We start from the raw sequence: 22,281 nt of genomic DNA, 5'->3' as shown, positions 1-22,281 counted from the left end.
GCGCTGGTGGGATACCGCCCTGACTGTATTGAAATTCTAACCTACGGGTCCTATCGACCCGGGAGACAGTGTCAGGTGGGCAGTTTGACTGGGGCGGTCGCCTCCTAAAGTGTAACGGAGGCGACCAAAGGTTCCCTCAGAATGGTTGGAAATCATTCGTAGAGTGCAAAGGCATAAGGGAGCTTGACTGCGAGACCTACAAGTCGAGCAGGGACGAAAGTCGGGCTTAGTGATCCGGTGGTTCCGCATGGAAGGGCCATCGCTCAACGGATAAAAGCTACCCCGGGGATAACAGGCTTATCTCCCCCAAGAGTCCACATCGACGGGGAGGTTTGGCACCTCGATGTCGGCTCATCGCATCCTGGGGCTGTAGTCGGTCCCAAGGGTTGGGCTGTTCGCCCATTAAAGCGGTACGCGAGCTGGGTTCAGAACGTCGTGAGACAGTTCGGTCCCTATCCGTCGTGGGCGTAGGAAATTTGAGAGGAGCTGTCCTTAGTACGAGAGGACCGGGATGGACGCACCGCTGGTGTACCAGTTGTTCTGCCAAGGGCATAGCTGGGTAGCTATGTGCGGAAGGGATAAGTGCTGAAAGCATCTAAGCATGAAGCCCCCCTCAAGATGAGATTTCCCATAGCGTAAGCTAGTAAGATCCCTGAAAGATGATCAGGTTGATAGGTTCGAGGTGGAAGCATGGTGACATGTGGAGCTGACGAATACTAATAGATCGAGGACTTAACCATATAATATGTAGCAATGTTATCTAGTTTTGAAGGAATATGCCTTCATAGTTTGGTGATGATGGCAGAGAGGTCACACCCGTTCCCATACCGAACACGGAAGTTAAGCTCTCTAGCGCCGATGGTAGTTGGGACCTTGTCCCTGTGAGAGTAGGACGTCGCCAAGCTATTTATATTGTCGCGGGGTGGAGCAGCACGGTAGCTCGTCGGGCTCATAACCCGAAGGTCGCAGGTTCAAATCCTGTCCCCGCAACCAAATGGTCCCGTGGTGTAGTGGTTAACATGCCTGCCTGTCACGCAGGAGATCGCCGGTTCGACCCCGGTCGGGACCGCCATTTCATATAAAGAAAAGAACGAAACAAGTTGTTTCGTATTTTTTTATTTGTTTTAACAAAAAACTAATAAAGACAGTCAAACTATCCTTAGGACAACTCCTAAGGACTTTTTTATATATTCAAAACCTGTATAATAAAGAGCAGAGAACATTGTGAGTAAAGTAGGTGAAGTCTGTGAGTAAATATGAAGTAACAACAAAATCTTCTGAGGAAACACAAAGGTTATCAGAAAAACTAGGTAAGCTCGTAGAGGCACAAGACGTAATTATTTTAGAAGGAGATCTTGGAGCTGGTAAGACGACTTTTACAAAGGGACTAGCAAAAGGTCTTGGAGTGAAAAGAGTTGTAAATAGTCCTACCTTTAATATCATTAAAGAATATAAAGGAAGATTACCGCTATATCATATGGACGTGTATCGCTTAGCAGAAAGTGAAGAGGACTTAGGCTTTGATGAATATTTCTACGGTAAAGGAATTACGGTAGTAGAATGGGCTCATTTAATAGAGGCATATTTACCAAATGAAAAGTTACAAATTAGTTTATTCCATGCTGGAGATGACACAAGAAAAATTATACTCGAGCCAATTGGAGATCGCTATATTAGATTATGTGAGGAGCTATTACAAGATGAAAGTACTAGCAATTGATACTTCAAATTACGTAATGGGTGTATCCCTTATTGAGGAAGGAAACGTAATTGGGGAAATCATTACAAATTTAACAAAAAACCATTCTGTACGTCTTATGCCAGCTGTAGAGAAACTGTTAAAAGAGTGTGGCGTAAAACCGAAGGAATTAACTAAAATCGTTGTAGCTGCTGGACCTGGATCCTATACAGGTGTTCGCATAGGCGTGACAGCGGCGAAAACATTAGCTTGGTCACTTCAAATACCAATTGTAGGTGTATCAAGTTTAGAGGTAGTAGCTGCAAACGGTGCTAACTTTAGCGGGTTAATTTGTCCTTTATTTGATGGAAGACGTGGGCAAATTTATACTGGGTTATATACATATGAAGGAGAGCAGTTAACTTCAATAGAAGAAGACCGAATTATTCTTATTGTGGACTGGTTGCAAATGTTAAAAGATAAAGGACAGCCTGTTTTATTTATCGGTAACGATGTTAAATTGCATAAAGAAACAATTATAGAACATTTAGGTGATCAAGCTGTATTCGCTCCATTTACTAAAAATAACCCAAGACCAAGTGAGCTAGCATTCTTAGGATTACAAAAAGAAGAACAAGATGTGCATACGTTTGTTCCAAGCTATCTTCGTTTAGCTGAAGCTGAAACAAAGTGGTTAGAAAGTCAAAACAAGTAGGAGCTTGCAGAAGATGGATATGATATTTAGAAAGATGGAGCTTGATGATATTGCTCAAATTGTAGCTATTGAAGAAGCGTCTTTTTCAACTCCTTGGACTGCAGATGCCTTTCACCGTGAATTAACGATGAATGAACATGCACATTATATTGTGTTAGAAAAAGATGGTCGTGTAGTCGGGTATTGTGGATTGTGGATAATTATTGATGAATCACATATAACAAATATAGCTATTTTGCCAGAATACCGAGGTCAAAAGTTAGGAGATGCCCTATTGAAAGCAGTTATTTCTGAAGCGAAAGAACTAGGGGTAAAAACAATGACACTTGAAGTACGTGTATCAAATGAAGTAGCAAAGCAGTTATACAGAAAATACGGATTTCAAAATGGTGGGATTCGTAAACGATACTATGCAGACAATCAGGAAGATGGTCTCGTAATGTGGGTGAATATATAATGGAAAAAAATACGATTATACTTGGTATTGAAACAAGTTGTGATGAAACAGCAGTAGCAGTTGTTAAAAATGGAACGGAAATTATTGCGAATGTCGTTGCATCACAAATTGAAAGTCATAAACGTTTTGGCGGCGTTGTACCAGAGATTGCATCCCGTCATCATGTAGAAGAAATTACAGTTGTGTTAGAAGAAGCTTTAAAGGAAGCAAACATCACATTTGATGATATTGATGCAATTGCTGTAACAGAAGGTCCTGGTTTAGTAGGAGCACTTCTAATTGGAGTAAATGCAGCGAAGGCAGTAGCGTTTGCACATGATATTCCGTTAGTCGGTGTTCATCATATTGCTGGTCATATTTATGCGAACCGTTTAGTAAAAGAAGTTCAATTCCCGTTATTATCACTTGTTGTATCTGGTGGGCATACGGAACTTGTTTATATGAAAGAACATGGTTCATTCGAAGTAATTGGTGAAACACGAGACGATGCAGCTGGAGAAGCATATGATAAAGTAGCTCGTACGTTATCTATGCCATATCCAGGTGGTCCTCATATTGATCGCCTTGCACATGAAGGAGAACCGACAATTGATTTGCCTCGTGCATGGCTAGAACCGGATTCATATGATTTTAGCTTTAGTGGATTGAAATCAGCAGTTATCAACACTGTGCATAACGCAAAACAACGCGGTATAGAAATTGCGCCAGAAGATTTAGCGGCAAGTTTCCAAGAAAGTGTAATAGATGTACTTGTAACGAAAGCAGCTCGTGCAGCAGAAGCTTATAATGTAAAGCAATTACTTCTTGCTGGTGGAGTAGCTGCTAATAAAGGACTTCGTGCGCGATTAGAAGAGGAATTTGCACAAAAAGAAAACATTGAATTAATTATTCCGCCGCTATCTTTATGCACAGATAATGCAGCGATGATTGCAGCGGCAGGGACAATTGCTTATGAACAAGGTAAGCGTGCAACATTAGCCTTAAATGCAAATCCAGGATTAGATATTGAAGCATAGTTATACACATAATTAACCACAGGTTGTGGATAAAACCCATATTGTCTGTTGATAATGTGGGTTTTATTGTGTATATAAAATGTTGATAACTTTTTTATTAATTGTGGATAATGTGGAAAAGTTATTTTAAGGCTTATTTTATAAAGGTGGATATGTGTATAAACTTGTGGATAAATAGGATGATGTCAGACCTTTGTGTTTGTTCTTTTTCGGGAAATAAAAAGTAAGAAGATATCCCCGAAAAACATTTTGAAACATCCCCCTATTATAGAAGATGCTAATATTGTCAATCTTTGTCGTTAAATCGATATTTCGTGTCGAACTGTTAATATATATAGGGTTACAATAGATATATTTGAAAAATCGTTGGTATATTCTAAGTTACGATTGATATACTCAAAAAATTGTTTCTGTATTAAAAGAAAAAAAGATGTCGCATAGTCAAAAATCCTGACTTATGAGACATCTTTCTTATTTAAATATGCTTATACATGCAGCTCTTCCCATTCTGCCATACAAGTTTCAAGTTGTTCTTGTAGCGTTTGCTTTTTAGTTGTAATTTCACTAGCTTTTTCATAATCTGCATATATTTCTGGTAAGCAAAGTTGATCTTCTAACGTAGCAATTTCTTCTTCTAATTCTAATATACTTTGTTCTAGCTCTTCAATTTTTCTAGTGCGTTGACGCTCTAGTTTTTTACGCTCTTTTTCTTCTAAATAATTTAATTTCTCTTGTGCAACCACCTTTTGAACAGGAATGTCACTTTCTTGCTGTTCAAGTTCTGCACGTTCAATCATTTCATTTTTCTTTTCAACGTAGTAATCGTAATCCCCTAAATATTCCTGTGCACCTTCTGTTGATAACTCAACCACAGTCGTTGTTACACGGTTAATAAAGTAGCGGTCATGTGAGACGAATAGAAGAGTCCCTGGATAATCAATTAAAGCATTCTCCAAAATTTCTTTACTGTTTAAATCAAGGTGGTTCGTAGGTTCATCTAGAATTAATAAATTTGATTTTTGCATCATAAGTTTTGCAAGAGCTAATCGAGCTTTTTGTCCACCACTAAGGGAAGATACTGGTTTCAGTACATCATCTCCTGTGAATAAAAAATTCCCGAGTATAGTACGGATTTCTTTTTCAGGTTGCAGTGGATATTCATCCCATAGTTCATTTAAAACCCGTTTAGAAGATGTTAAGTTTGCTTGTTCTTGATCATAATAACCAACAGATACATTTGATCCGAAAGAAACATCACCATTTAATAGTGGTAACTTATTCACAATAGACTTTAACAATGTGGATTTCCCAATTCCGTTTGGACCAACTAAAGCAACACTATCTCCGCGAGTTAAGCGCATAGTTACATGTTCAATTATAGGGTTCTCATCATAGCCGATGGTTGCATCATTTACTTGTAAAACATCATTTCCACTTTGCTTTTCAATATCGAAGTGGAATGATGCTGACTTAGAATCCCCTAATGGTCTCGTTAATAATTCCATTCTGTCTAGTTGTTTACGACGACTTTGAGCACGTTTCGTTGTAGAAGCGCGAGCTATATTCTTTTGAACGAAGTCCTCAAGTTTTGCGATTTCATCTTGTTGTTTTTCGTAACGTTTCATTTCTTGCTCATATAATGCTGATTTTAAGTCTAAATATTTACTGTAGTTACCAACAAATCGTCTGCTTTCTTTATTCGAAATTTCATATACTTGTGTAACGAGTTTGTCTAAGAAATAACGGTCATGTGAAACGATTAATATTGCGCCAGGATAACCTTGTAAATATTGCTCAAGCCACGTTAATGTTTCGATGTCTAAATGGTTTGTAGGCTCATCCAAAATAAGTAAGTCTGGTTTTGTTAATAATAATTTCCCGAGAGCTAATCTTGTTTTTTGCCCGCCGCTTAAAGTAGAGATCGTCGTCTGGTGCGTTTCAACTGGGAAGCCAAGGCCGCTTAAAATGGAGCGAATATCCGCTTCATATTGATATCCACCTTGATCTTTATAATTGAGTTGCAATTGGTCATAATCAGCTAACAATCTTTCATATGTAGCTTCGTTTGAAAAGTTTTCTTCTTTTCCCATTTCTTGCTCAAGCCTTCGAAGTTTTGTCTCCATTTGCTGTAAGTGGGTAAAGACGGTTAGCATTTCATCCCAAATTGTTAAAGACGTTTCTAGTCCAGTATTTTGAGCTAAATATCCGATTGAGACATCTTTCGGTTTTATAATTTCGCCACCATCATGAGATAATTCACCAGCGATAATTTTTAATAATGTAGATTTGCCTGCTCCATTCCTTCCAACTAATGCGATACGATCTTTTGTTTGTACTTCCAATTTTATGTTTGCAAGAATCGTTTCTGCACCGTATAATTTCGAAAGCGCGTTTACTTGTAATAAAATCAATGTTTTCACCTCAAATAATTTCTTAACTTTGCCATGTTTATATTTCTCAATCATACTAAAAATAGTGTATAGTTTAAAATAAAGAGAGAATACTTCTTCTCTTTATTATACAAGGAATTTAATGAGTGCTAAACTTCTGTATTTGATTAAAGTATATGAATAAAGATAGGAAGAGAGGAGAGGTCATATGGATCAGCAAAAGATTCCACAAGCCACTGCTAAAAGATTGCCTCTATACTATCGATTTATCCAAAACTTATCTCTTTCTGGTAAGCAGCGTGTTTCATCGGCCGAATTGAGTGAGGCAGTAAAAGTAGATTCCGCAACAATACGAAGAGATTTTTCGTATTTTGGAGCGTTAGGGAAAAAGGGATATGGATATAACGTAAATTATCTATTATCATTTTTCCGCGAAACACTTGATCAAGATGATATAACACGTGTAGCACTTATTGGAGTAGGTAATTTAGGGACCGCTTTCTTACATTATAATTTCACGAAAAACAATAATACAAAAATTGAAATGGCATTTGATGTTAGTGAAGAGAAAGTTGGAACAGAAATCGGGGGCATTCCTGTATATCATTTAGATGAATTAGAAGAGAGATTATCAAATGATATACAAGTGGCAATATTAACAGTACCGGCTACAGTAGCACAAGCTGTAGCAGATAGATTAGCTGAAACGAGCGTGCATGGTATTTTGAATTTCACACCAGCGCGATTAAACGTATCAGAGAATATTAGAATTCATCATATTGACTTAGCTGTAGAGTTACAAACATTAGTTTACTTTTTGAAAAACTATCCACAATAAAACGTAGAGGAAGCGACCTCTGCGTTTTATTATTGTTTCTTCTTTGTGAATTTAATTAATATAAGGCGAAGTGCCAAATTAAAATCAATTGTTGCCATAACTGCAAATAGTATTGTCCACATATTCCAGATTGTATCTGTCACGTTCGTAATGGCGAAGCGTGTAAAGATACATCCAAGAAGGAAGTATAGTGCAGCCATGAACAATGGTGAGTTTCTCATACAAAAAATCCTCCGATAAAGCCTTGCATTTTTTCAGCTTCTTTAATCATTTCTTGAATTTGTTCATTGCTCATAAAAATTTGCCCAATAGCGACCAATGTATTCATCGCAACATGAGCTGCAATCGGAACGATAATCCGTTTCGTCTTCACATATAAGAAGGCGAATACGAGCCCCATAGCAGTGTATACCAATAAATGAGTAAAATCAAAATGAATTGCTGCGAATACAAGCGAACTAATGATAGCTGCGATAAAGAAGTTAAACTTCTTATAAAGTGCACCAAATAAAATTTTTCTAAATACGATTTCTTCTAAGATAGGTCCAATTATAGATACAACAATAAGGAACCAAGGGGTCGTTCTTGCAATCTCCATTAGTTTCATTGTATTTTCTGAACCTTGTTTAATTCCTAGCAGCTGCATCTCGATCATACCGGCAACTATTTGTGAAAAGAAAGCTAAGAAGAACCCGATGAAAATCCATCCAATAGTAGCTGGAGCAGAAGAGCGCTTTGGATCTAAATGCCTGTCACGAATATCTGTTCTAAGTAACCAAAGTACGATACATAATGCAACAAAGAAGCTAATAATTGCCCAGTGTCCCGTTATGATTTGTCCTTTTTCCTCAATGGTAAATCCTCTATTATCATAGAGTCCTGTTTTTAGGAGAAGTGGCAATCCAACAACGCCAGATAACTGCATTAAAATGTATGTAACGATAATCCACCAGTATTGTTTCTTCAAATGGTTTAACCATCCTTTCTAACTATAGTGTATGAGATAAGTTAGGATAACATGTAAATATGCTACCTACGATATAAACCTCACTTGAATTATGTTTTTTTCGTAAATCCTTATTTGAAATTATAATAGAAGACAGGAGAAAGTTGTGTGTGTAGCGAAAACAACTTAGGGTGTCCTTTCATATTGTAACATACGAGCAGTGGAAACAACGATTCATATAGTAAAGGCAGTATTCTATATAGAAAGTTTATATAGTGATTTGCGAAAAAATTATGATTTTTTTACTTGCAAAAGAAATTGAGATTATTTATTATTATAAGTGTGTTAGCACTCGGATGACTTGAGTGCTAATAAAAGAAATTTACATAACAAAATGAGGAGGTTATTGTTCATGCTAAAGCCATTAGGTGATCGCGTTGTAATTGAGCTTGTTCAAGCAGAAGAAAAAACAGCAAGTGGTATCGTATTACCAGATACTGCAAAAGAAAAACCACAAGAGGGTAAAGTTGTTGCAGTAGGTACTGGTCGAGTGCTTGAGAATGGTGAGCGTGTTGCTTTAGAGGTAGCAGCAGGTGATCTTATCATCTTCTCAAAATATGCAGGTACTGAAGTGAAATATGAAGGTACAGACTACTTGATTTTACGTGAAAGTGACATTTTAGCAGTTATCGGTTAATTATATAAATCTTAAAAAATCCAAGGGGGTCAATTATTATGGCAAAAGATATTAAATTTAGTGAAGAAGCACGTCGTTCGATGCTTCGCGGTGTCGACACTCTTGCAAATGCAGTAAAAGTAACGCTTGGACCAAAAGGTCGTAACGTTGTTCTTGAGAAAAAATTCGGTTCACCACTTATTACAAATGACGGTGTAACAATCGCAAAAGAAATCGAATTAGAAGATGCATTCGAAAACATGGGTGCGAAACTAGTAGCAGAAGTTGCTAGCAAAACAAATGACGTAGCTGGTGACGGAACAACAACTGCAACTGTATTAGCGCAAGCTATGATTCGTGAAGGTCTTAAAAACGTAACAGCTGGTGCGAACCCAATGGGTCTTCGTAAAGGTATCGAAAAAGCTGTTACTGCTGCAATTGAAGAATTAAAAACGATTTCTAAACCAATCGAAGGTAAATCTTCTATCGCACAAGTAGCTGCTATTTCTGCTGCTGACGAAGAAGTAGGTCAATTAATCGCTGAAGCAATGGAGCGCGTTGGTAACGACGGCGTTATTACTTTAGAAGAATCTAAAGGCTTCACAACAGAATTAGACGTAGTAGAAGGTATGCAATTTGATCGTGGATATGCATCTCCTTACATGATTACTGATTCTGACAAAATGGAAGCAGTTCTTGATAACCCATACATCTTAATCACTGACAAAAAGATTTCTAACATTCAAGAAATCTTACCAGTATTAGAGCAAGTGGTACAACAAGGTAAACCACTTCTTATCATTGCTGAAGATGTAGAAGGCGAAGCGTTAGCTACATTAGTAGTGAACAAACTTCGTGGTACATTCAATGTAGTAGCTGTTAAAGCTCCTGGATTTGGTGACCGTCGTAAAGCAATGCTAGAAGATATCGCGATCTTAACAGGTGGCGAAGTAATCACTGAAGAATTAGGTCGTGACTTAAAATCTGCTACAGTTGAATCTTTAGGACGCGCTGGTAAAGTTGTTGTTACAAAAGAAAACACAACTGTAGTTGAAGGTGTAGGAAGCACAGAACAAATCGAAGCTCGCATCGGTCAAATCCGTGCGCAATTAGAAGAAACAACTTCTGAATTCGATCGTGAAAAATTACAAGAGCGTCTTGCAAAACTTGCAGGTGGCGTAGCGGTAATTAAAGTAGGTGCAGCAACTGAAACTGAGTTGAAAGAACGCAAACTTCGTATTGAAGATGCACTTAACTCAACTCGTGCAGCAGTAGAAGAAGGTATCGTTGCAGGTGGTGGTACTTCACTTATGAACGTATACACAAAAGTAGCTTCTATCGTAGCTGAAGGCGACGAAGCAACAGGTATCAACATCGTACTTCGCGCACTAGAAGAGCCAGTTCGTCAAATCGCAATCAACGCTGGTCTAGAAGGATCTGTAGTTGTAGAGCGTCTAAAAGGCGAAAAAGTAGGCGTTGGTTTCAACGCAGCTACTGGCGAATGGGTTAACATGCTTGAGTCTGGTATCGTAGATCCAGCTAAAGTAACTCGTTCTGCACTTCAAAACGCAGCATCTGTTGCAGCTATGTTCTTAACAACTGAAGCTGTAGTAGCTGACAAACCAGAACCAAATGCACCAGCAATGCCTGACATGGGCGGCATGGGCATGGGTGGTATGGGCGGAATGATGTAATTCCGTTTGCCCTAAAAAACATCCATTTCTATATAGAAATGGATGTTTTTTTATGTTTTTTAGAAAAGGAAATGAATTTCTGTAGAATTTTGTCGCTTTCTCTCTTGACCATATTGATATTTCATTGTTAGAATCTAGGAAGATAATATAAAACGATCCTTCATATATCCTCAATGATATGGTTTGAGAGTCTCTACCGGGTTACCGCAAACAACCTGACTATGAAGGCAGTGTGTCTTATATTTATAAAGAGCGGAGACTATCTTTCTTTATAAAGCCAGACCCCTGCCTTTTCTTTGTTATGAGACTAGAGGAGGAGGACTGGCTTTTTTTATTATATTGGTAATGCTTTTCGCCAAATTGGTGAAAATATTTATATACGAGAACTAACGTTGGGGTGATTATTTTGAAGAAACAACACGATACAATTATCGTTTTAGATTTTGGAAGTCAATACAATCAGTTAATAGCACGTCGAATTCGTGAGTTCGGTGTATACAGTGAACTTCATCCACATACAATTACTGCAGAAGAAATTAAAGCAATGAATCCAAAAGGGATTATTTTCTCTGGTGGACCAAATAGCGTATACGGTGAAGGTGCATTACATTGTGATGAAAAAATCTTTGAACTAGGTTTACCAATCTTCGGTATTTGTTACGGTATGCAGCTTATGACGCAACACTTCGGTGGTAAAGTAGAGCGTGCAAATCACCGTGAGTACGGAAAGGCTGTTCTTAAAGTAGAGAACGAATCAAAATTATATGCGAACCTTCCAGAAGAGCAAGTTGTATGGATGAGCCATGGTGACTTAGTAACTGGTTTACCTGAAGGATTCGTAGTAGACGCAACAAGTGAGTCTTGCCCAATTGCTGGTATGAGCAATGAAGCGAAAAACTTATACGGTGTACAATTCCACCCAGAAGTACGTCACTCTGAGCACGGTAACGATTTAATTAAAAACTTCGTATTCGGCGTATGTGGTTGTTCTGAAGGATGGAACATGGAGAACTTTATCGAAGTAGAATTAGAAAAAATTCGTGAAACTGTTGGAGACAAAAAAGTACTATGCGCACTTAGTGGCGGTGTAGACTCTTCTGTTGTAGCAGTATTAATTCATAAAGCAATCGGCGATCAATTAACTTGTATTTTCGTTGACCACGGCTTACTGCGTAAAGGCGAAGCAGAAGGCGTTATGAAAACATTTAGCGAAGGCTTCCACATGAACGTTATTAAAGTGGATGCAAAAGAACGCTTCATGAACAAGTTAAAAGGTGTAGAAGATCCAGAACAAAAACGTAAAATCATCGGTAACGAATTCATTTACGTATTTGATGATGAAGCGTCTAAATTACAAGGTATGGACTTTTTAGCACAAGGTACACTTTACACAGACATCGTTGAAAGTGGTACAGCAACTGCACAAACAATTAAATCTCACCACAACGTTGGTGGACTTCCAGAAGACATGCAGTTCAAATTAATTGAGCCTTTAAACACGTTATTTAAAGACGAAGTACGTGTATTAGGATCTGAACTAGGAATTCCTGATGAAATCGTATGGCGTCAACCATTCCCAGGACCGGGTCTTGGTATTCGTGTATTAGGTGAAATTACAGAAGAGAAATTAGAAATCGTTCGTGAATCTGATGCGATTTTACGTGAAGAAATTATTAAAGCGGGCTTAGACCGTGAAATCTGGCAATACTTCACTGCACTTCCTGGTATGCGTAGCGTAGGTGTTATGGGTGACGAGCGTACTTACGATTACACAGTAGGTATCCGTGCAGTAACATCTATCGACGGTATGACAGCTGACTGGGCACGTATCCCTTGGGACGTATTAGAGAAAATCTCTGTACGTATCGTAAACGAAGTAAAACACGTTAACCGTATCGTGTATGATGTAACGAGTAAGCCACCAGCAACTATTGAGTGGGAATAAATGAATAAATAGCTGTGAACGTTGAAGTACCAAGCTTTTAAACGATATTTTTAGAAGTGTGGTACTCATATGGAACTTTTTTGTTCCATTAAGTTATTTAGCTTCTTTGCGACAGCATCATGCTTGTTTGGATACAGATGTGAATAAACTTGCAGTGTCGTCTCGATTTTTTCATGGCCTAATCTTTCTGATATCAATAATGGGCTATATCCTAATTCGATTAGAAGAGATGCGTGTGAATGTCTAAGGTCGTGCACACGTATCTTTTTTATATTCGCTTTTTTTATTCCTCTTCTTAATTCATATAAAACATAGTACTTAGAACAATCAAATAAAAAATCATTATGTTTAGGTTTGTATAATTTGTTTTTATATTTTACAATCAATGCACTTAGTGCCAAAGGGATATGAATAATTCTTTTGCTTTTTGGTGTTTTGGGAGGATTTATGACAGTTTCGCCATTCACCTTTTGAAGTGATTTTGTAATGGATATTGTGTTGCTTAATAAGTCTATGTCTTTCCATTGCAACCCTAATAACTCCCCGGAACGAATTCCTGTCCAAAAAAGTATAGAGAAGATAACTTTACTTTCTTCTTTTTCTAATTGTTCGTAGAATAAATTGAATTCCTCTAACGTCCAAAAATTCATAGAATCAGCTTGCTTTTTTCCTATAGAGCCGACTACTTTTGAAGGATTGGCAGATAATCCGTAAAATTTTACAGCGAAATTGAGTATCGCATTTAATTGGTTATTAATTGTTTTTAGATATGTTTGGCTAAACCCTTGAGAAATTAGGGTGTTTTGCCATTTACGTATATGCATAGGTTTGATCTCATTTATGGCTATTTTTGAAAAGAATGGTAGTATTCGTGAATTAATAATATATTTTTTATTTTCGAAAGTATTTGGTCTAATGCGATGAACTATATCTTCCATGTATAATTCAACTAGACTAGCGAAACTCATATCGCTACTTTCATTATGTTTTTTATGAAATTCTTTTTCCCAAGCGACAGCATCGTTCTTTTTTTTGAAACCACGTTTTTTTTTCTGCTTCTTGTTTCCCTCGTAGTCGCGGTAAACGATTTTTACATAGTACGTTCCTCTTTCTTTGTCTTTATAGATAGGCATCCTTTCACAACTCCTTCCAAATAAGTTCAAAAATTAAATGTTTTATATTTCATGAACCGTTTAGGAACTCCATAAACACTTGCAATTTGTTCTATGGTGTATCCAGAACGGAGATAATGATAAACTTCATCATCAGGCATCAATAATTCAACAGCAAAAGTATTTGCTTCTACTTCTAATTTATCTGTGGAAAAGAGTGTCTGCTTATTAAGAAAAGCGGTATCTTCTTCAGGGTGTCTAACAGCATGACCTAATTCATGAGCACAGACATAGAGTTGGTAAAATTCTTCTAGAGTGCAATTGATATGAATAAGTTGAACGCGTCGACAGTAATGATAATATCCGTAGATATGTTGCAGGTCTTCAAATATTAATTCGATGTTTCTTTCTTTAGCTATTTTAAATGGATTGTTTGTGCCGTGTTCTTTTACTAGATCTAGTGCGTGTTGTTTTATGTTATCCTTCAACCCAAAGTCCTCCTTAATTTCTATATTTCTTAGGAGTGAATTTTTTCTTAGCTATTTCTCGCGCTAAAAGCATCGAACGTTCAAGTGAATCTTTTAATACCATCTTTGTGGCTTCGTCAAGTGGTTCGCCATCGAAAGCGGCAAAACCATTTTTGTCATCACCCAATCCATCTAACATTTTTTCTAATTGTTTAGCAATGTCTTTTTTGTCTTTTTCAGTTATTTGATAATATTTCCGATCTGGTTGCTTTTTTTCGATAAGTTTATCTACATCGTACCCCATTAACCAAGCAGGGTTTATACCAAATTGTTTTGCTATAACTTCTATAGTAGTTAGTTTTGGTGCCATTTTACCACTACAATATCGGGATACGGTGGCTGCAGAAAGATTAATTCTTTGCGAAAGAGTATAAATTGTTTGGTTATTCTCAAGCATGATTTCTTTCAATCTGATAGGGAATATTTCTTTATTTAACAGTTGCTTTTGTTCCATTTTGTAACAACCCCCTTTTTCGATAAGTATAAACAAGTTTGTTACAAAACGCAACAACAATAGAGGTGAAATTGACAAAAATGTTACGAAACGTATTGACAGTTGTTTTTTTAAAGGGTATTCTAGGGGTGAGTTACGAAACGTAACAATAACTGCAATTTATAAGAAGAGAGAGGGGTGATTATATGAACAAAAGACGTAAATATCCAGAATTAAAAGCTTTAAAAGGAAAAATAAGAGAAGAAAATTCTAGTTATAGGAAATTGGCTGAGGCGTTAGAGATAAGTACAACTACCTTGAATGATAAGATTAACGGTTACTCTGTGTTTGATACAGAAGAAGTAAATAAAATTGTGAATGAATTAAAAATAGAACCGAATGAGGTAATCCGAATTTTTTTTCCTCGAATGTTGCGTTTCGTAACTGACGGTGTTGCTTAACGAGGTGTGGTTGATGGATGTCTATAGATGTGAACATGTCATGGATTTGTTTAGTGTGAAAGAGACGAAAGCGCGAGAAATTATTAAACAGCTTAACAATGAACTAAAAGAAAAAGGTTATATCACGGTAGCCGGACGAGTGCCAATAGAGTATTTTCACGAAAGAACAAAAATACCTAAAAATAATCATGAATTACGGTAAGCGGGTTAAGTGAAATTAATTTTGATGTTGTAGATACAGAGGAGGTGAGTTGAATGAAAAATGGTAAAAAGCCAACAAAAAAGGAAAAAATTCATATTGAGTCATACAATCTTAATCCTGATATTTGGTTAATCTTCAAAAAAGTAAGTAATGAATTACATTTAGTACATCGTTATACAAATACAACAAAAGTAATTCCAAGTGCATAAATAGGAGGAAATAGCATGGATCAATTAACAACAACAAACGAACTACATATTTTAGGAAAACAAAATATCGCAGGTTATCAGTTCACTGGAATTGAGGGAGGATTTGGTGAAGGTAAGAAAGCGATGTTAGTAAAAGAAATTGCTGGAATTCATGAGAAAGAAGTCAAACATATTAACCTACGGATTAATGAAAACCGTTCCCGATTTAAAGACGGTATTGATATCGTTGATTTAAAAGTGAGTCCGTTTGGCGGACCGAGTTTAGAACAACTCGGATTTACAAAACAATCAATTGCTAATTCGAAAAACATATATATTCTTTCTGAACGAGGATACGCAAAACTCTTAAAAATTCTCGAAGATGATACAGCATGGGATTTATACGATCAGTTTGTTGATGGATATTTCAATATGAGAGAACAGAAACAAATCCCTACAGATCCAATGAGTATTTTAAAACTAACATTTGATGTATTAGAAGGACAAAAACAAGAACTCCAGCACATCAAATCAGATGTCAAAGACTTACGAGAAAACGCACCATTATTCGCAGTAGAATGTGATGAAATATCTAATGCTGTTAAACGTCATGGTGTTGCTTTATTAGGTGGTAAACAATCGAATGCTTATCGAGATCGTGGGTTAAGAATAAAAGTTTATCGTGATATTTATAACCAACTATATCGTGAGTTTGGAATAACAAGTCATAAAGCAATTAAACGTTGTCATTTGGAGTTAGCATCGAAAATTGTTAAAGAATATAAATTGCCAATTGTATTAAGTGAGGAAATCGCTTTTGCAAATTCACAAATAAACATGGCAGAAGTGCAATAGGAGGAAGTTACATGCAACAAAAGATTTTAGTGATTACAAGTAATTTCGCAGGTTTTCCAGGTATCAGTGAATTCCACTCAAAAGATGCTGCAAAAGAAGAAGTTAAAAAGTTGATTCAAAAAGGTGTAAGTCCAAAGTCAATTCGTGTAACGCAAGAAATCCCTATGAACATCGATATTCAAGTGGATATTGAATTTTAAGAAGAAAGGTTTAGGTGAGAGAAGAAATGGAAGTCATGATTGATTTAAATACATTTGCTGATGGAGCACTTGCTGAAAGATTTCATCAAGAGTTTGAGCGTGTAATGGAAAATATGGCAGATTTAAATACTGATCCTAAAAAAGCAAGAAAGATTGTTTTAACACTTTCGTTTGCTGGTGATAAAAAGCGTGATGTGTGGAATTGTCAAGTTCAAGCTACTTCGAAACTAGCGCCAACAGAAGCGGTAGAATCTAAGATTCTATTAGATATGGATCAAAACGGAAATTTAGTTGGTCAAGAGTTAGCTTCCGGGATCCAGGGACAGTTTTATATGGATCTACAGGGTGATGTGAAAACAGATGTTGGACAACCTGTAGAAGAAGTAGAAGAAAAAGAACAAAATCAGGTTGCTGATAAACAAACAGTAGTAATCGATTATATGAAAAGTAAATCTAATTAAGAAAAGGGGAAATAAAAATGACTATGACAAGAGAAGCAATTGAAAAGGTATTAGAGATTGGAACGATTGAAACACATAAAATCGGAGAACAAACTTATTCAACACAACGATTACATCTTGTGCAAGAACCGACACCAGCAGAGATTACTGTTCGTAGTTTATCTGGTTTAGTAAGTTACGTGAAATCAGAATTTGACACAACAGAAGCTGTAATGATTCATATTGTAAACCCAACAACGGTAAGATGCTTTACTGCGGTTAATGGAGATAAGGCTAGAAGTACTTATATCGAAGCACAAGCATCCATTCCACGTTTTAATTTTGGAAGCTTTTATGACAGAGAAGAATTTAATATTGCATTGCAATCAGGTTTTGTACAAAACAATCATCGAGACATTGTTTTACAGGTAGTAGGTACGGTTGTAGAAAATGATGTTAAGGAAATTGGAGATGATGGTGTATCGCAAGCTGTAACGGTGAAAACAGGAGTTGCGAGTAGAGGGAATGCAAAAGTACCTAATCCAGTGCAATTAAGCCCATATAGAACATTTGTTGAAGTGGAACAACCAGAAAGTAAGTTTGTGTTCAGAATGCGTGAAGGTGCACGTTGTGGTTTATTTGAAGCCGATGGTGGGGCTTGGAAGTTAGAAGCGATGAATAACATTAAAGAGTATTTAAACGAAGCGTTGGCGCAAGAAATTGAGTCTAAAAAGGTGTTTGTTTTAGCCTAATGGATATTACAACGGTAGAAAGTACAACGAATGTCTGTATCTTTGGGTTAGGGATTGTGATACTTGCGTATGGAGTTTATAAAGGTGGTACTTTCATTGAACAAAAGTTTGATGAAAGTGATCGCTTAGAAAGGGAGGCTTTAGATGATGGGAATAGAAAGCCGAGTTCTTCCGGAACATCTAGAAAAGGCTTTGGAATTAGAAGAGGAGCGTAGAGAGTGTATACAAAATTTGCATCTGTTATATAAACAAATGAACCAGGCAAATAAGGAAAGGAATAAAACTTTGTATCTTGAATTACATAACGCTTATCAGAAGCAAAGTATAAGAGATTTAGAGATATCAAAACAGTTATCAGCTATGTATTTTAAGAAACAGAAAAGTGATCGTGAAGCAGAAAGAACAGAGGTTTTTCGTGTAGCAGATCGTCTTGAAAAGGTTGGTGGCAGAAAAGAAGTAGTTGAAAGAATTCGCAAGAATGCATAAGAGAAGAACCCGATGCAACGGGTCCTAAAGAAAAAATAATAATACGTATTATAACAATTAATTGATGTTTTGGAAATAGGAGAGATAGGAAATATGGGTATTTTTCGAGTGAAAAAGGATACGAATTATTCGGTTATACACAATACGCCTTTGCGCGATGAAAATTTAAGTTGGAGGGCAAAGGGGTTATTGGCTTACATGCTTTCTTTACCGGATGATTGGACATTTCATGCTACTGAATTAAGTCAACATGCCAAGGATAGCGAGAAAACAACAACAAGTACCCTAAAAGAATTGAAAAAGGCAGGGTATTTGAAGAGATATCCAATCCAAAATTCAGAAACAGGGAAAATTTCACATTGGGAAACCATTGTTTATGAGTTACCAACCATAGATACCAAAAACCATAGGGTGGATAAACCACCTAGTGGTGAAACCACTGAGTGGAAAAGCCACCCTATGGAAAAATGCCGACTACTAAATACTAATTCTTTACTAAGTACTAATAATATACAAAATACTAATTATTATCATGATGATAATAAAGAATCGAAATCACATGTATTAGTCGATGAAGAATTTAAAGTCAGTTATAACTTTTTAAAAGGTGAAGGAATTCCGTTAAGTGAAATTGCCATTACGGAATTAGGAGAGTTTTGTGATTCGTTTGGTAGCGAATTAATTAAACATGCTGCTCACAAAGCTATTGATGAAAATAAGCCAAAATGGAATTACATTAAGGCCATTTTGAAAAGCTGGGAAAAGCAAAAAGTAAAAACATTAGATGATGTTGCTGCATTAGATAGACGCTTTGAAATGAGTAAGAATAAACGATTGAATGGTTCGGGACTAGGCCGTTCAAATAGAAAAGAAATTGTTCCAGATTGGTTACGTGAAGATGTTGAGCCAACTAAAAAAGAAATCGAAAAGCAAAACTCGCAATCTATTGATGAAGAGCGTGAGAGATTGCAAGAAGTGCTAAACAAATATAAATCATAGGAGCGATTTACATGCTAAATCCATTTGAAGATGTAATTGGAGAAGAGTGTTATCAATGCGAAAATCCTTTTCCTGAGTCTGATATGAGTAAAATATATATTTCTGGTTTGGAGAGGACTTTATGCAAGCGGTGTAGAGAGCAGATTGAACAGAAAGTAAAAGTGTTAGATTTTCGTGTCATTCATGATGTTCTAAAGGAATTAATAAAAGGATTCGGCCGCGAGAAAGTCCGTCAATTCGATTTAGTAACTGCAAAAAGATACGTGATTGACAACGAAGTAGCTCTAATGATTGAAAAGCGTGGTGGCAAGTTCAGTCAAGAACTTTTAGGCGAATTTGTTTCCGTATCTACTGAAGAGTTAATTACAGTCATCGAATTTTTAATGAGAAAAATGAATCCTACTCTATGGATGAATGCTGTGATAGGGAATGTGTTAGATCAACAAATGATTATTACGCTTTCACCGATAGAAGGTGAATCAAATGACTGAACAAATCACAATAGACCATGATTTTATTTATGAGCCACTAATAGATACATACATGGTGGACATTGTTACAGAGTCAAGATTCAAATTAGAATTTTGTGAAGCTGAAACGAAAGAAGAAGCAGGATTAAAAATCCGTGAAAAATATCGTAAGAATTATAGTTTTAAGATTCGTAGTATTGAAGTTTCGAATAGATCGTTAAAAGAAATTCAAGAACTTAATTAACAATTGAATAGGAGAAGATATTCATGCGGGATCCATATGATTATTATATAACTCCAGAAGAATACGAAATAGCAGAAAAAAATGGTGTTTGCGCAAGTACGTTAAGGTCTAGAATTTATGATCTTTGTTGGAGTAAAGAGAGAGCGATTAATACACCACCTATTAAAAATCATCTTTGGCGTATTGGGATGACATCTATTTAGTTGCTAACGAGAAAGAAGAAATTTATGTAGTATGTGATGATCCTGGACAATTCATAAAGAACGGTTGGAGTAATTGTGGAACGGATGAAGATCCAAGTAAGTATGCGAAAGAATTTAAGGTATTCCAGTACCAACATATAGACAGAGTACGGGGAGTTAGTAAGAACGGTTTTTATCAGTTAGTTAAATTTAAGAATAAGAAACATGAATATGCTCGTAAGGAAATGGATGTTCAATTTGAACAAAGTGTAGATTTTTGGGTTTAGTACAAATTAAGGAGGAATTAAATATGAAAGTGACTTTAGTGAATATAAATATGACGGAAATCATTGCACCGTTTATTGAAAAAGGGGAATGGGTAGCGTTTGAAGGCAAAGACTACACAATGTTTGCAGCAGTAGAAGATATTGCTTTTATCGATCAGAATGGCGGTATTGCATTATATGGAACGTGGGGTAACGAATCGGTTATGAGTGTAGGAGATAAGGGATGGCAATTTGCTGATGAGTGCCGCAGAGCAACAGAGGATGAGCAGTATTGGGAAGAACGTCGCAGAATATTTGCTGCTAGAGGTAGAAAAAACAACGAATTCCATCCTGGCGACTTCGTTAGTAATGATGAACGGGTTTTAACTGTACAACATCAAGATCCAGAAACGGGACTTGTGTCCGTACTAGTTAACAATTCAGACGAGAGGTTCCAAATAGATCCTAAAGAACTAGAAATCTACTTTTACGCAGAAGATATGGCAGGTTAATCCATTATGGATAAGGATACATTAATTGTTTTTGTAATATTCAGTCTTATTATAGCTATAGCAATTAGGGTATTCGATAAGATTCAAAAGTAAACAGCAGGTGAACAAAGCAATTGGAGAAACAAAAGATAATAAATCAATTAATAGATTTGAAGTGTTATAGGCTCAGAGACCGTCAATTGTGGGAATTGGACGAGCTAGAATTGACGGTCTTGCTAATAGTTACAATTATAAAACAATTAAAGGGGATAAATACTATGAGATTTGAAATTAAATGCTTATGCGGAATGAATATACTGGCTAGTTTGGTTGAAAAGGAATTTGAAAATGAAGGTCCAGTTACATCGGTATTGCCAATTATCGCGACTGAGGATAACGGAATCGGCGGAATCATGGTAAGCGCAGAAGAAAAAGCTATTCATGTAAAATGCACGAATTGCAACAAAACAGCGCGCTTCTTGCTAGAAGTACCTTTGGAGATGATTAATCAAGAAGAAACAGCAGAAATGGATTGGTCAAAAGTCTCTTTTGTTGGTCAGGAGGGAAACTAATGGCTGCCACTCCTACATACAAGTATCATATTTCAACAGTTTTTCCGCAGTGGAGATGTGACCATATCATTACCAAAGAAAGTGAAGAGAAAGCAAAATATCACTATTATAAACAATTTAAAAAGCAGCATTTTATAGAAATGCCTTATGAACAATTTGAAAGATTCATATCCTGCAAGTATTTAGGAGTAGTAGATATTAGTACACTTTTTGGACAAGAAGCGCCATTTCGAAAAATGTGTAACTACAGAAGAATACCATTTGCTAAACGTGGGATGCGTGTCGAAGTACAGGGAAGACAAGGGACGATTGTCGGGAATTGCAAAAATGATTTGTACGTTATTTTAGATGGTAATCCCCATAAGTTCAGATTTAATCCGTATTGGGAAATTGCATATTTTAATGAGAATGGTGCCATTATTAAAGATTATCGTAAAGGAGTGTATGCGCAATGAGACATACAACTAACTTGCATATCATTACTAAAGAAGAAACAAGCCAAACATTTGATATTAGTGAATTAATGGAAATGCAAAAAGAACTTGATAGACGCATTGGTTATAAGGGTAATGACAAATTAGACATGCTGTTTCGTGCATTATTAGTGGAGATTGGCGAGGCTTGGAATGAAACGAGAGCATTTAAAATGTGGAGTGTAGGGTTTGGAACTCCCAAAGAAGGGCTGTTGGTTGAATTAGTTGAGGGGTTTCATTTTCTCATGAACATTGTAATTGAATTAGATCGCCATACATTAAAGCGTAGAATAGCAGCAATGTTCCGCGAACAATACATTATGAAGAAAAATATATTAAGCATCAATATGCTTTTTGAATGGTATATGCAGGATATTTTAACCGCCAAACGTGCGTGGTGCCAATATAGAGATTTAAACGTAACTCTAACACATTTGCATAAGGCTTTCGGTATTTTTTTCCGTCTGTGTTACTTGTATGGGTACAAATTTGAAGATATTGTACAAGCCTACAAAGATAAAAATAAGGAGAACTTTGAACGTCAAGCCAGCGGATATTGAGTAAAAGGGAGGA

The 22,281-nt window shown here is 36.5% G+C and carries 32 protein-coding genes, 2 tRNA genes, 2 rRNA genes and 1 riboswitch (1 of these 37 cut by a window edge); of the genes, 30 read left to right on the top strand and 6 right to left on the bottom strand.

Going from position 1 to position 22,281, the window contains the following annotated elements:
- From QCI79_RS12025 to tsaD, 8 genes are all read left to right on the top strand, one after another.
- Positions 1-740 (top strand): 23S ribosomal RNA (locus QCI79_RS12025) (it extends 2,183 nt beyond the left edge of the window).
- A gap of 48 nt (positions 741-788) precedes the next feature.
- Positions 789-904 (top strand): 5S ribosomal RNA (gene rrf / locus QCI79_RS12020).
- Between the two features lie 12 nt (positions 905-916).
- Positions 917-993 (top strand) — tRNA-Met (locus tag QCI79_RS12015).
- 3 nt (positions 994-996) lie between these two features.
- Positions 997-1,072, top strand: a tRNA-Asp gene (locus QCI79_RS12010).
- Between the two features lie 174 nt (positions 1,073-1,246).
- Positions 1,247-1,720 carry a tRNA (adenosine(37)-N6)-threonylcarbamoyltransferase complex ATPase subunit type 1 TsaE gene (gene tsaE, locus QCI79_RS12005; RefSeq protein ID WP_000049649.1) on the top strand — a complete coding sequence of 158 codons (474 nt, stop codon included), beginning with the start codon at positions 1,247-1,249 and terminating at the stop codon, positions 1,718-1,720.
- Positions 1,701-2,393 carry a tRNA (adenosine(37)-N6)-threonylcarbamoyltransferase complex dimerization subunit type 1 TsaB gene (gene tsaB / locus QCI79_RS12000; protein ID WP_000865756.1) on the top strand — a complete coding sequence of 231 codons (693 nt, stop codon included), beginning with the start codon at positions 1,701-1,703 and terminating at the stop codon, positions 2,391-2,393. The genes tsaE and tsaB overlap by 20 nt, the downstream gene beginning before the upstream one ends.
- Before the next feature lie 13 nt (positions 2,394-2,406).
- On the top strand, positions 2,407-2,850 hold the full coding sequence (rimI, locus tag QCI79_RS11995) for a ribosomal protein S18-alanine N-acetyltransferase (RefSeq protein WP_000367190.1): 444 nt from the start codon (positions 2,407-2,409) through the stop codon (positions 2,848-2,850).
- Positions 2,850-3,866 (top strand): tRNA (adenosine(37)-N6)-threonylcarbamoyltransferase complex transferase subunit TsaD, encoded by a 1,017-nt coding sequence (gene tsaD, locus QCI79_RS11990; protein ID WP_000414585.1) that lies wholly within the window; start codon positions 2,850-2,852, stop codon positions 3,864-3,866. Before rimI ends, tsaD begins: the two co-directional genes overlap by 1 nt.
- A 485-nt stretch (positions 3,867-4,351) precedes the next feature.
- On the opposite strand, the gene QCI79_RS11985 is transcribed toward tsaD, so the two are convergent.
- Complete coding sequence (locus QCI79_RS11985; RefSeq protein ID WP_000602145.1) at positions 4,352-6,277, bottom strand: ABC-F family ATP-binding cassette domain-containing protein; 1,926 nt, start codon at positions 6,275-6,277, stop codon at positions 4,352-4,354.
- Between the two features lie 187 nt (positions 6,278-6,464).
- On the opposite strand from QCI79_RS11985, the gene QCI79_RS11980 reads away from it, so the two are divergent.
- A complete protein-coding gene (locus QCI79_RS11980) occupies positions 6,465-7,094 on the top strand; it encodes a redox-sensing transcriptional repressor Rex (protein ID WP_000372699.1) in 630 nt (209 codons plus the stop codon).
- A 29-nt stretch (positions 7,095-7,123) separates the two neighbouring features.
- Here QCI79_RS11980 and QCI79_RS11975 read toward each other — a convergent pair whose 3' ends face one another.
- On the bottom strand, positions 7,124-7,315 hold the full coding sequence (locus QCI79_RS11975) for a YdiK family protein (RefSeq protein ID WP_001246200.1): 192 nt from the start codon (positions 7,313-7,315) through the stop codon (positions 7,124-7,126).
- Positions 7,312-8,061: a CPBP family intramembrane glutamic endopeptidase gene (locus tag QCI79_RS11970; RefSeq protein WP_000745326.1), complete on the bottom strand. Its 750-nt coding sequence runs from the start codon at positions 8,059-8,061 to the stop codon at positions 7,312-7,314. Before QCI79_RS11970 ends, QCI79_RS11975 begins: the two co-directional genes overlap by 4 nt.
- 391 nt (positions 8,062-8,452) lie before the next feature.
- Here QCI79_RS11970 and groES point away from each other — a divergent pair, with 391 nt between their 5' ends.
- From groES to guaA, 3 genes are all read left to right on the top strand, one after another.
- Entirely contained in the window at positions 8,453-8,737 is a 285-nt protein-coding gene (groES, locus tag QCI79_RS11965; protein ID WP_000917311.1) for a co-chaperone GroES, read from the top strand.
- Positions 8,738-8,775: 38 nt separating this feature from the next.
- Positions 8,776-10,410, top strand: coding sequence for a chaperonin GroEL (groL, locus tag QCI79_RS11960; RefSeq protein ID WP_001029993.1), 1,635 nt, complete (start codon positions 8,776-8,778; stop codon positions 10,408-10,410).
- 140 nt (positions 10,411-10,550) lie between these two features.
- Positions 10,551-10,652: riboswitch (purine riboswitch) on the top strand.
- Between the two features lie 164 nt (positions 10,653-10,816).
- Complete coding sequence (gene guaA, locus QCI79_RS11955; protein ID WP_000743906.1) at positions 10,817-12,355, top strand: glutamine-hydrolyzing GMP synthase; 1,539 nt, start codon at positions 10,817-10,819, stop codon at positions 12,353-12,355.
- A 65-nt stretch (positions 12,356-12,420) separates the two neighbouring features.
- On the opposite strand, the gene QCI79_RS11950 is transcribed toward guaA, so the two are convergent.
- From QCI79_RS11950 to QCI79_RS11940, 3 genes are read right to left on the bottom strand one after another with little or no spacing between them, the layout of a single operon-like run.
- On the bottom strand, positions 12,421-13,488 hold the full coding sequence (locus QCI79_RS11950) for a tyrosine-type recombinase/integrase (protein ID WP_021729274.1): 1,068 nt from the start codon (positions 13,486-13,488) through the stop codon (positions 12,421-12,423).
- Between the two features lie 26 nt (positions 13,489-13,514).
- The gene (locus tag QCI79_RS11945) at positions 13,515-13,955 is read right to left on the bottom strand and encodes an ImmA/IrrE family metallo-endopeptidase (protein ID WP_021729275.1); all 441 of its coding nucleotides are present in this window, start codon (positions 13,953-13,955) and stop codon (positions 13,515-13,517) included.
- A 13-nt stretch (positions 13,956-13,968) separates the two neighbouring features.
- Entirely contained in the window at positions 13,969-14,448 is a 480-nt protein-coding gene (locus QCI79_RS11940; protein WP_021729276.1) for a helix-turn-helix domain-containing protein, read from the bottom strand.
- A 185-nt stretch (positions 14,449-14,633) separates the two neighbouring features.
- Here QCI79_RS11940 and QCI79_RS11935 point away from each other — a divergent pair, with 185 nt between their 5' ends.
- From QCI79_RS11935 to QCI79_RS11850, 18 genes are all read left to right on the top strand, one after another.
- Positions 14,634-14,888 (top strand): DUF739 family protein, encoded by a 255-nt coding sequence (locus tag QCI79_RS11935; protein WP_021729277.1) that lies wholly within the window; start codon positions 14,634-14,636, stop codon positions 14,886-14,888.
- 13 nt (positions 14,889-14,901) lie between these two features.
- Positions 14,902-15,090, top strand: coding sequence for a hypothetical protein (locus QCI79_RS11930; protein WP_000383685.1), 189 nt, complete (start codon positions 14,902-14,904; stop codon positions 15,088-15,090).
- Positions 15,091-15,143: 53 nt separating this feature from the next.
- A complete protein-coding gene (locus QCI79_RS11925; RefSeq protein ID WP_021729278.1) occupies positions 15,144-15,299 on the top strand; it encodes a DUF6906 family protein in 156 nt (51 codons plus the stop codon).
- A 15-nt stretch (positions 15,300-15,314) separates the two neighbouring features.
- The gene (locus QCI79_RS11920; protein WP_042596871.1) at positions 15,315-16,133 is read left to right on the top strand and encodes an ORF6C domain-containing protein; all 819 of its coding nucleotides are present in this window, start codon (positions 15,315-15,317) and stop codon (positions 16,131-16,133) included.
- A gap of 11 nt (positions 16,134-16,144) precedes the next feature.
- Positions 16,145-16,333, top strand: a complete 189-nt coding sequence (locus tag QCI79_RS11915; RefSeq protein ID WP_048549416.1) for a hypothetical protein — start codon at positions 16,145-16,147, stop codon at positions 16,331-16,333.
- A 26-nt stretch (positions 16,334-16,359) separates the two neighbouring features.
- A complete protein-coding gene (locus QCI79_RS11910; RefSeq protein WP_048549417.1) occupies positions 16,360-16,794 on the top strand; it encodes a hypothetical protein in 435 nt (144 codons plus the stop codon).
- A 17-nt stretch (positions 16,795-16,811) separates the two neighbouring features.
- Complete coding sequence (locus tag QCI79_RS11905) at positions 16,812-17,525, top strand: hypothetical protein (RefSeq protein WP_048549418.1); 714 nt, start codon at positions 16,812-16,814, stop codon at positions 17,523-17,525.
- Positions 17,525-17,740: a hypothetical protein gene (locus QCI79_RS11900; protein WP_000355710.1), complete on the top strand. Its 216-nt coding sequence runs from the start codon at positions 17,525-17,527 to the stop codon at positions 17,738-17,740. Before QCI79_RS11905 ends, QCI79_RS11900 begins: the two co-directional genes overlap by 1 nt.
- Positions 17,670-18,011 (top strand): hypothetical protein, encoded by a 342-nt coding sequence (locus QCI79_RS11895; protein ID WP_080350656.1) that lies wholly within the window; start codon positions 17,670-17,672, stop codon positions 18,009-18,011. Before QCI79_RS11900 ends, QCI79_RS11895 begins: the two co-directional genes overlap by 71 nt.
- Before the next feature lie 93 nt (positions 18,012-18,104).
- The gene (locus tag QCI79_RS11890) at positions 18,105-19,010 is read left to right on the top strand and encodes a DnaD domain protein (RefSeq protein ID WP_048556259.1); all 906 of its coding nucleotides are present in this window, start codon (positions 18,105-18,107) and stop codon (positions 19,008-19,010) included.
- Between the two features lie 11 nt (positions 19,011-19,021).
- Positions 19,022-19,501 carry a hypothetical protein gene (locus QCI79_RS11885; protein WP_048549453.1) on the top strand — a complete coding sequence of 160 codons (480 nt, stop codon included), beginning with the start codon at positions 19,022-19,024 and terminating at the stop codon, positions 19,499-19,501.
- Positions 19,494-19,724, top strand: coding sequence for a hypothetical protein (locus tag QCI79_RS11880; protein WP_048549452.1), 231 nt, complete (start codon positions 19,494-19,496; stop codon positions 19,722-19,724). Before QCI79_RS11885 ends, QCI79_RS11880 begins: the two co-directional genes overlap by 8 nt.
- Positions 19,725-19,747: 23 nt before the next feature.
- Positions 19,748-19,927 carry a hypothetical protein gene (locus QCI79_RS11875; protein ID WP_048549451.1) on the top strand — a complete coding sequence of 60 codons (180 nt, stop codon included), beginning with the start codon at positions 19,748-19,750 and terminating at the stop codon, positions 19,925-19,927.
- Positions 19,900-20,193, top strand: a complete 294-nt coding sequence (locus tag QCI79_RS11870; RefSeq protein WP_021729061.1) for a hypothetical protein — start codon at positions 19,900-19,902, stop codon at positions 20,191-20,193. The genes QCI79_RS11875 and QCI79_RS11870 overlap by 28 nt, the downstream gene beginning before the upstream one ends.
- Positions 20,194-20,216: 23 nt before the next feature.
- The gene (locus QCI79_RS11865; protein ID WP_021729060.1) at positions 20,217-20,684 is read left to right on the top strand and encodes a hypothetical protein; all 468 of its coding nucleotides are present in this window, start codon (positions 20,217-20,219) and stop codon (positions 20,682-20,684) included.
- Between the two features lie 257 nt (positions 20,685-20,941).
- Entirely contained in the window at positions 20,942-21,235 is a 294-nt protein-coding gene (locus tag QCI79_RS11860; RefSeq protein ID WP_023901545.1) for a hypothetical protein, read from the top strand.
- Positions 21,235-21,690: a hypothetical protein gene (locus QCI79_RS11855; RefSeq protein WP_021729058.1), complete on the top strand. Its 456-nt coding sequence runs from the start codon at positions 21,235-21,237 to the stop codon at positions 21,688-21,690. Before QCI79_RS11860 ends, QCI79_RS11855 begins: the two co-directional genes overlap by 1 nt.
- On the top strand, positions 21,687-22,268 hold the full coding sequence (locus tag QCI79_RS11850; RefSeq protein ID WP_021729057.1) for a dUTP diphosphatase: 582 nt from the start codon (positions 21,687-21,689) through the stop codon (positions 22,266-22,268). The genes QCI79_RS11855 and QCI79_RS11850 overlap by 4 nt, the downstream gene beginning before the upstream one ends.
- Positions 22,269-22,281 lie beyond the last annotated feature (13 nt).

Origin of the sequence: Bacillus cereus group sp. MG1, assembly GCF_040460035.1 — a bacterium.
GTDB classification, from domain to species: domain Bacteria; phylum Bacillota; class Bacilli; order Bacillales; family Bacillaceae_G; genus Bacillus_A; species Bacillus_A cereus.
The sequence above is the reverse complement of the archived record's forward strand: the minus strand, read 5'-3'. Positions and strand labels throughout refer to the sequence as shown.

Coding starts and splice junctions, on each gene's coding strand:
- tsaB (WP_000865756.1), top strand. CDS start 1,701: ATGAAAGTACTAGCAATTGATACTTCAAATTACGTAATGGGTGTATCC.
- rimI (WP_000367190.1), top strand. CDS start 2,407: ATGGATATGATATTTAGAAAGATGGAGCTTGATGATATTGCTCAAATT.
- tsaD (WP_000414585.1), top strand. CDS start 2,850: ATGGAAAAAAATACGATTATACTTGGTATTGAAACAAGTTGTGATGAA.
- QCI79_RS11980 (WP_000372699.1), top strand. CDS start 6,465: ATGGATCAGCAAAAGATTCCACAAGCCACTGCTAAAAGATTGCCTCTA.
- QCI79_RS11975 (WP_001246200.1), bottom strand. CDS start 7,315: ATGAGAAACTCACCATTGTTCATGGCTGCACTATACTTCCTTCTTGGA.
- groES (WP_000917311.1), top strand. CDS start 8,453: ATGCTAAAGCCATTAGGTGATCGCGTTGTAATTGAGCTTGTTCAAGCA.
- groL (WP_001029993.1), top strand. CDS start 8,776: ATGGCAAAAGATATTAAATTTAGTGAAGAAGCACGTCGTTCGATGCTT.
- QCI79_RS11950 (WP_021729274.1), bottom strand. CDS start 13,488: ATGCCTATCTATAAAGACAAAGAAAGAGGAACGTACTATGTAAAAATC.
- QCI79_RS11940 (WP_021729276.1), bottom strand. CDS start 14,448: ATGGAACAAAAGCAACTGTTAAATAAAGAAATATTCCCTATCAGATTG.
- QCI79_RS11935 (WP_021729277.1), top strand. CDS start 14,634: ATGAACAAAAGACGTAAATATCCAGAATTAAAAGCTTTAAAAGGAAAA.
- QCI79_RS11930 (WP_000383685.1), top strand. CDS start 14,902: ATGGATGTCTATAGATGTGAACATGTCATGGATTTGTTTAGTGTGAAA.
- QCI79_RS11925 (WP_021729278.1), top strand. CDS start 15,144: ATGAAAAATGGTAAAAAGCCAACAAAAAAGGAAAAAATTCATATTGAG.
- QCI79_RS11920 (WP_042596871.1), top strand. CDS start 15,315: ATGGATCAATTAACAACAACAAACGAACTACATATTTTAGGAAAACAA.
- QCI79_RS11915 (WP_048549416.1), top strand. CDS start 16,145: ATGCAACAAAAGATTTTAGTGATTACAAGTAATTTCGCAGGTTTTCCA.
- QCI79_RS11910 (WP_048549417.1), top strand. CDS start 16,360: ATGGAAGTCATGATTGATTTAAATACATTTGCTGATGGAGCACTTGCT.
- QCI79_RS11905 (WP_048549418.1), top strand. CDS start 16,812: ATGACTATGACAAGAGAAGCAATTGAAAAGGTATTAGAGATTGGAACG.
- QCI79_RS11900 (WP_000355710.1), top strand. CDS start 17,525: ATGGATATTACAACGGTAGAAAGTACAACGAATGTCTGTATCTTTGGG.
- QCI79_RS11895 (WP_080350656.1), top strand. CDS start 17,670: ATGATGGGAATAGAAAGCCGAGTTCTTCCGGAACATCTAGAAAAGGCT.
- QCI79_RS11890 (WP_048556259.1), top strand. CDS start 18,105: ATGGGTATTTTTCGAGTGAAAAAGGATACGAATTATTCGGTTATACAC.
- QCI79_RS11885 (WP_048549453.1), top strand. CDS start 19,022: ATGCTAAATCCATTTGAAGATGTAATTGGAGAAGAGTGTTATCAATGC.
- QCI79_RS11880 (WP_048549452.1), top strand. CDS start 19,494: ATGACTGAACAAATCACAATAGACCATGATTTTATTTATGAGCCACTA.
- QCI79_RS11875 (WP_048549451.1), top strand. CDS start 19,748: ATGCGGGATCCATATGATTATTATATAACTCCAGAAGAATACGAAATA.
- QCI79_RS11865 (WP_021729060.1), top strand. CDS start 20,217: ATGAAAGTGACTTTAGTGAATATAAATATGACGGAAATCATTGCACCG.
- QCI79_RS11860 (WP_023901545.1), top strand. CDS start 20,942: ATGAGATTTGAAATTAAATGCTTATGCGGAATGAATATACTGGCTAGT.
- QCI79_RS11855 (WP_021729058.1), top strand. CDS start 21,235: ATGGCTGCCACTCCTACATACAAGTATCATATTTCAACAGTTTTTCCG.
- QCI79_RS11850 (WP_021729057.1), top strand. CDS start 21,687: ATGAGACATACAACTAACTTGCATATCATTACTAAAGAAGAAACAAGC.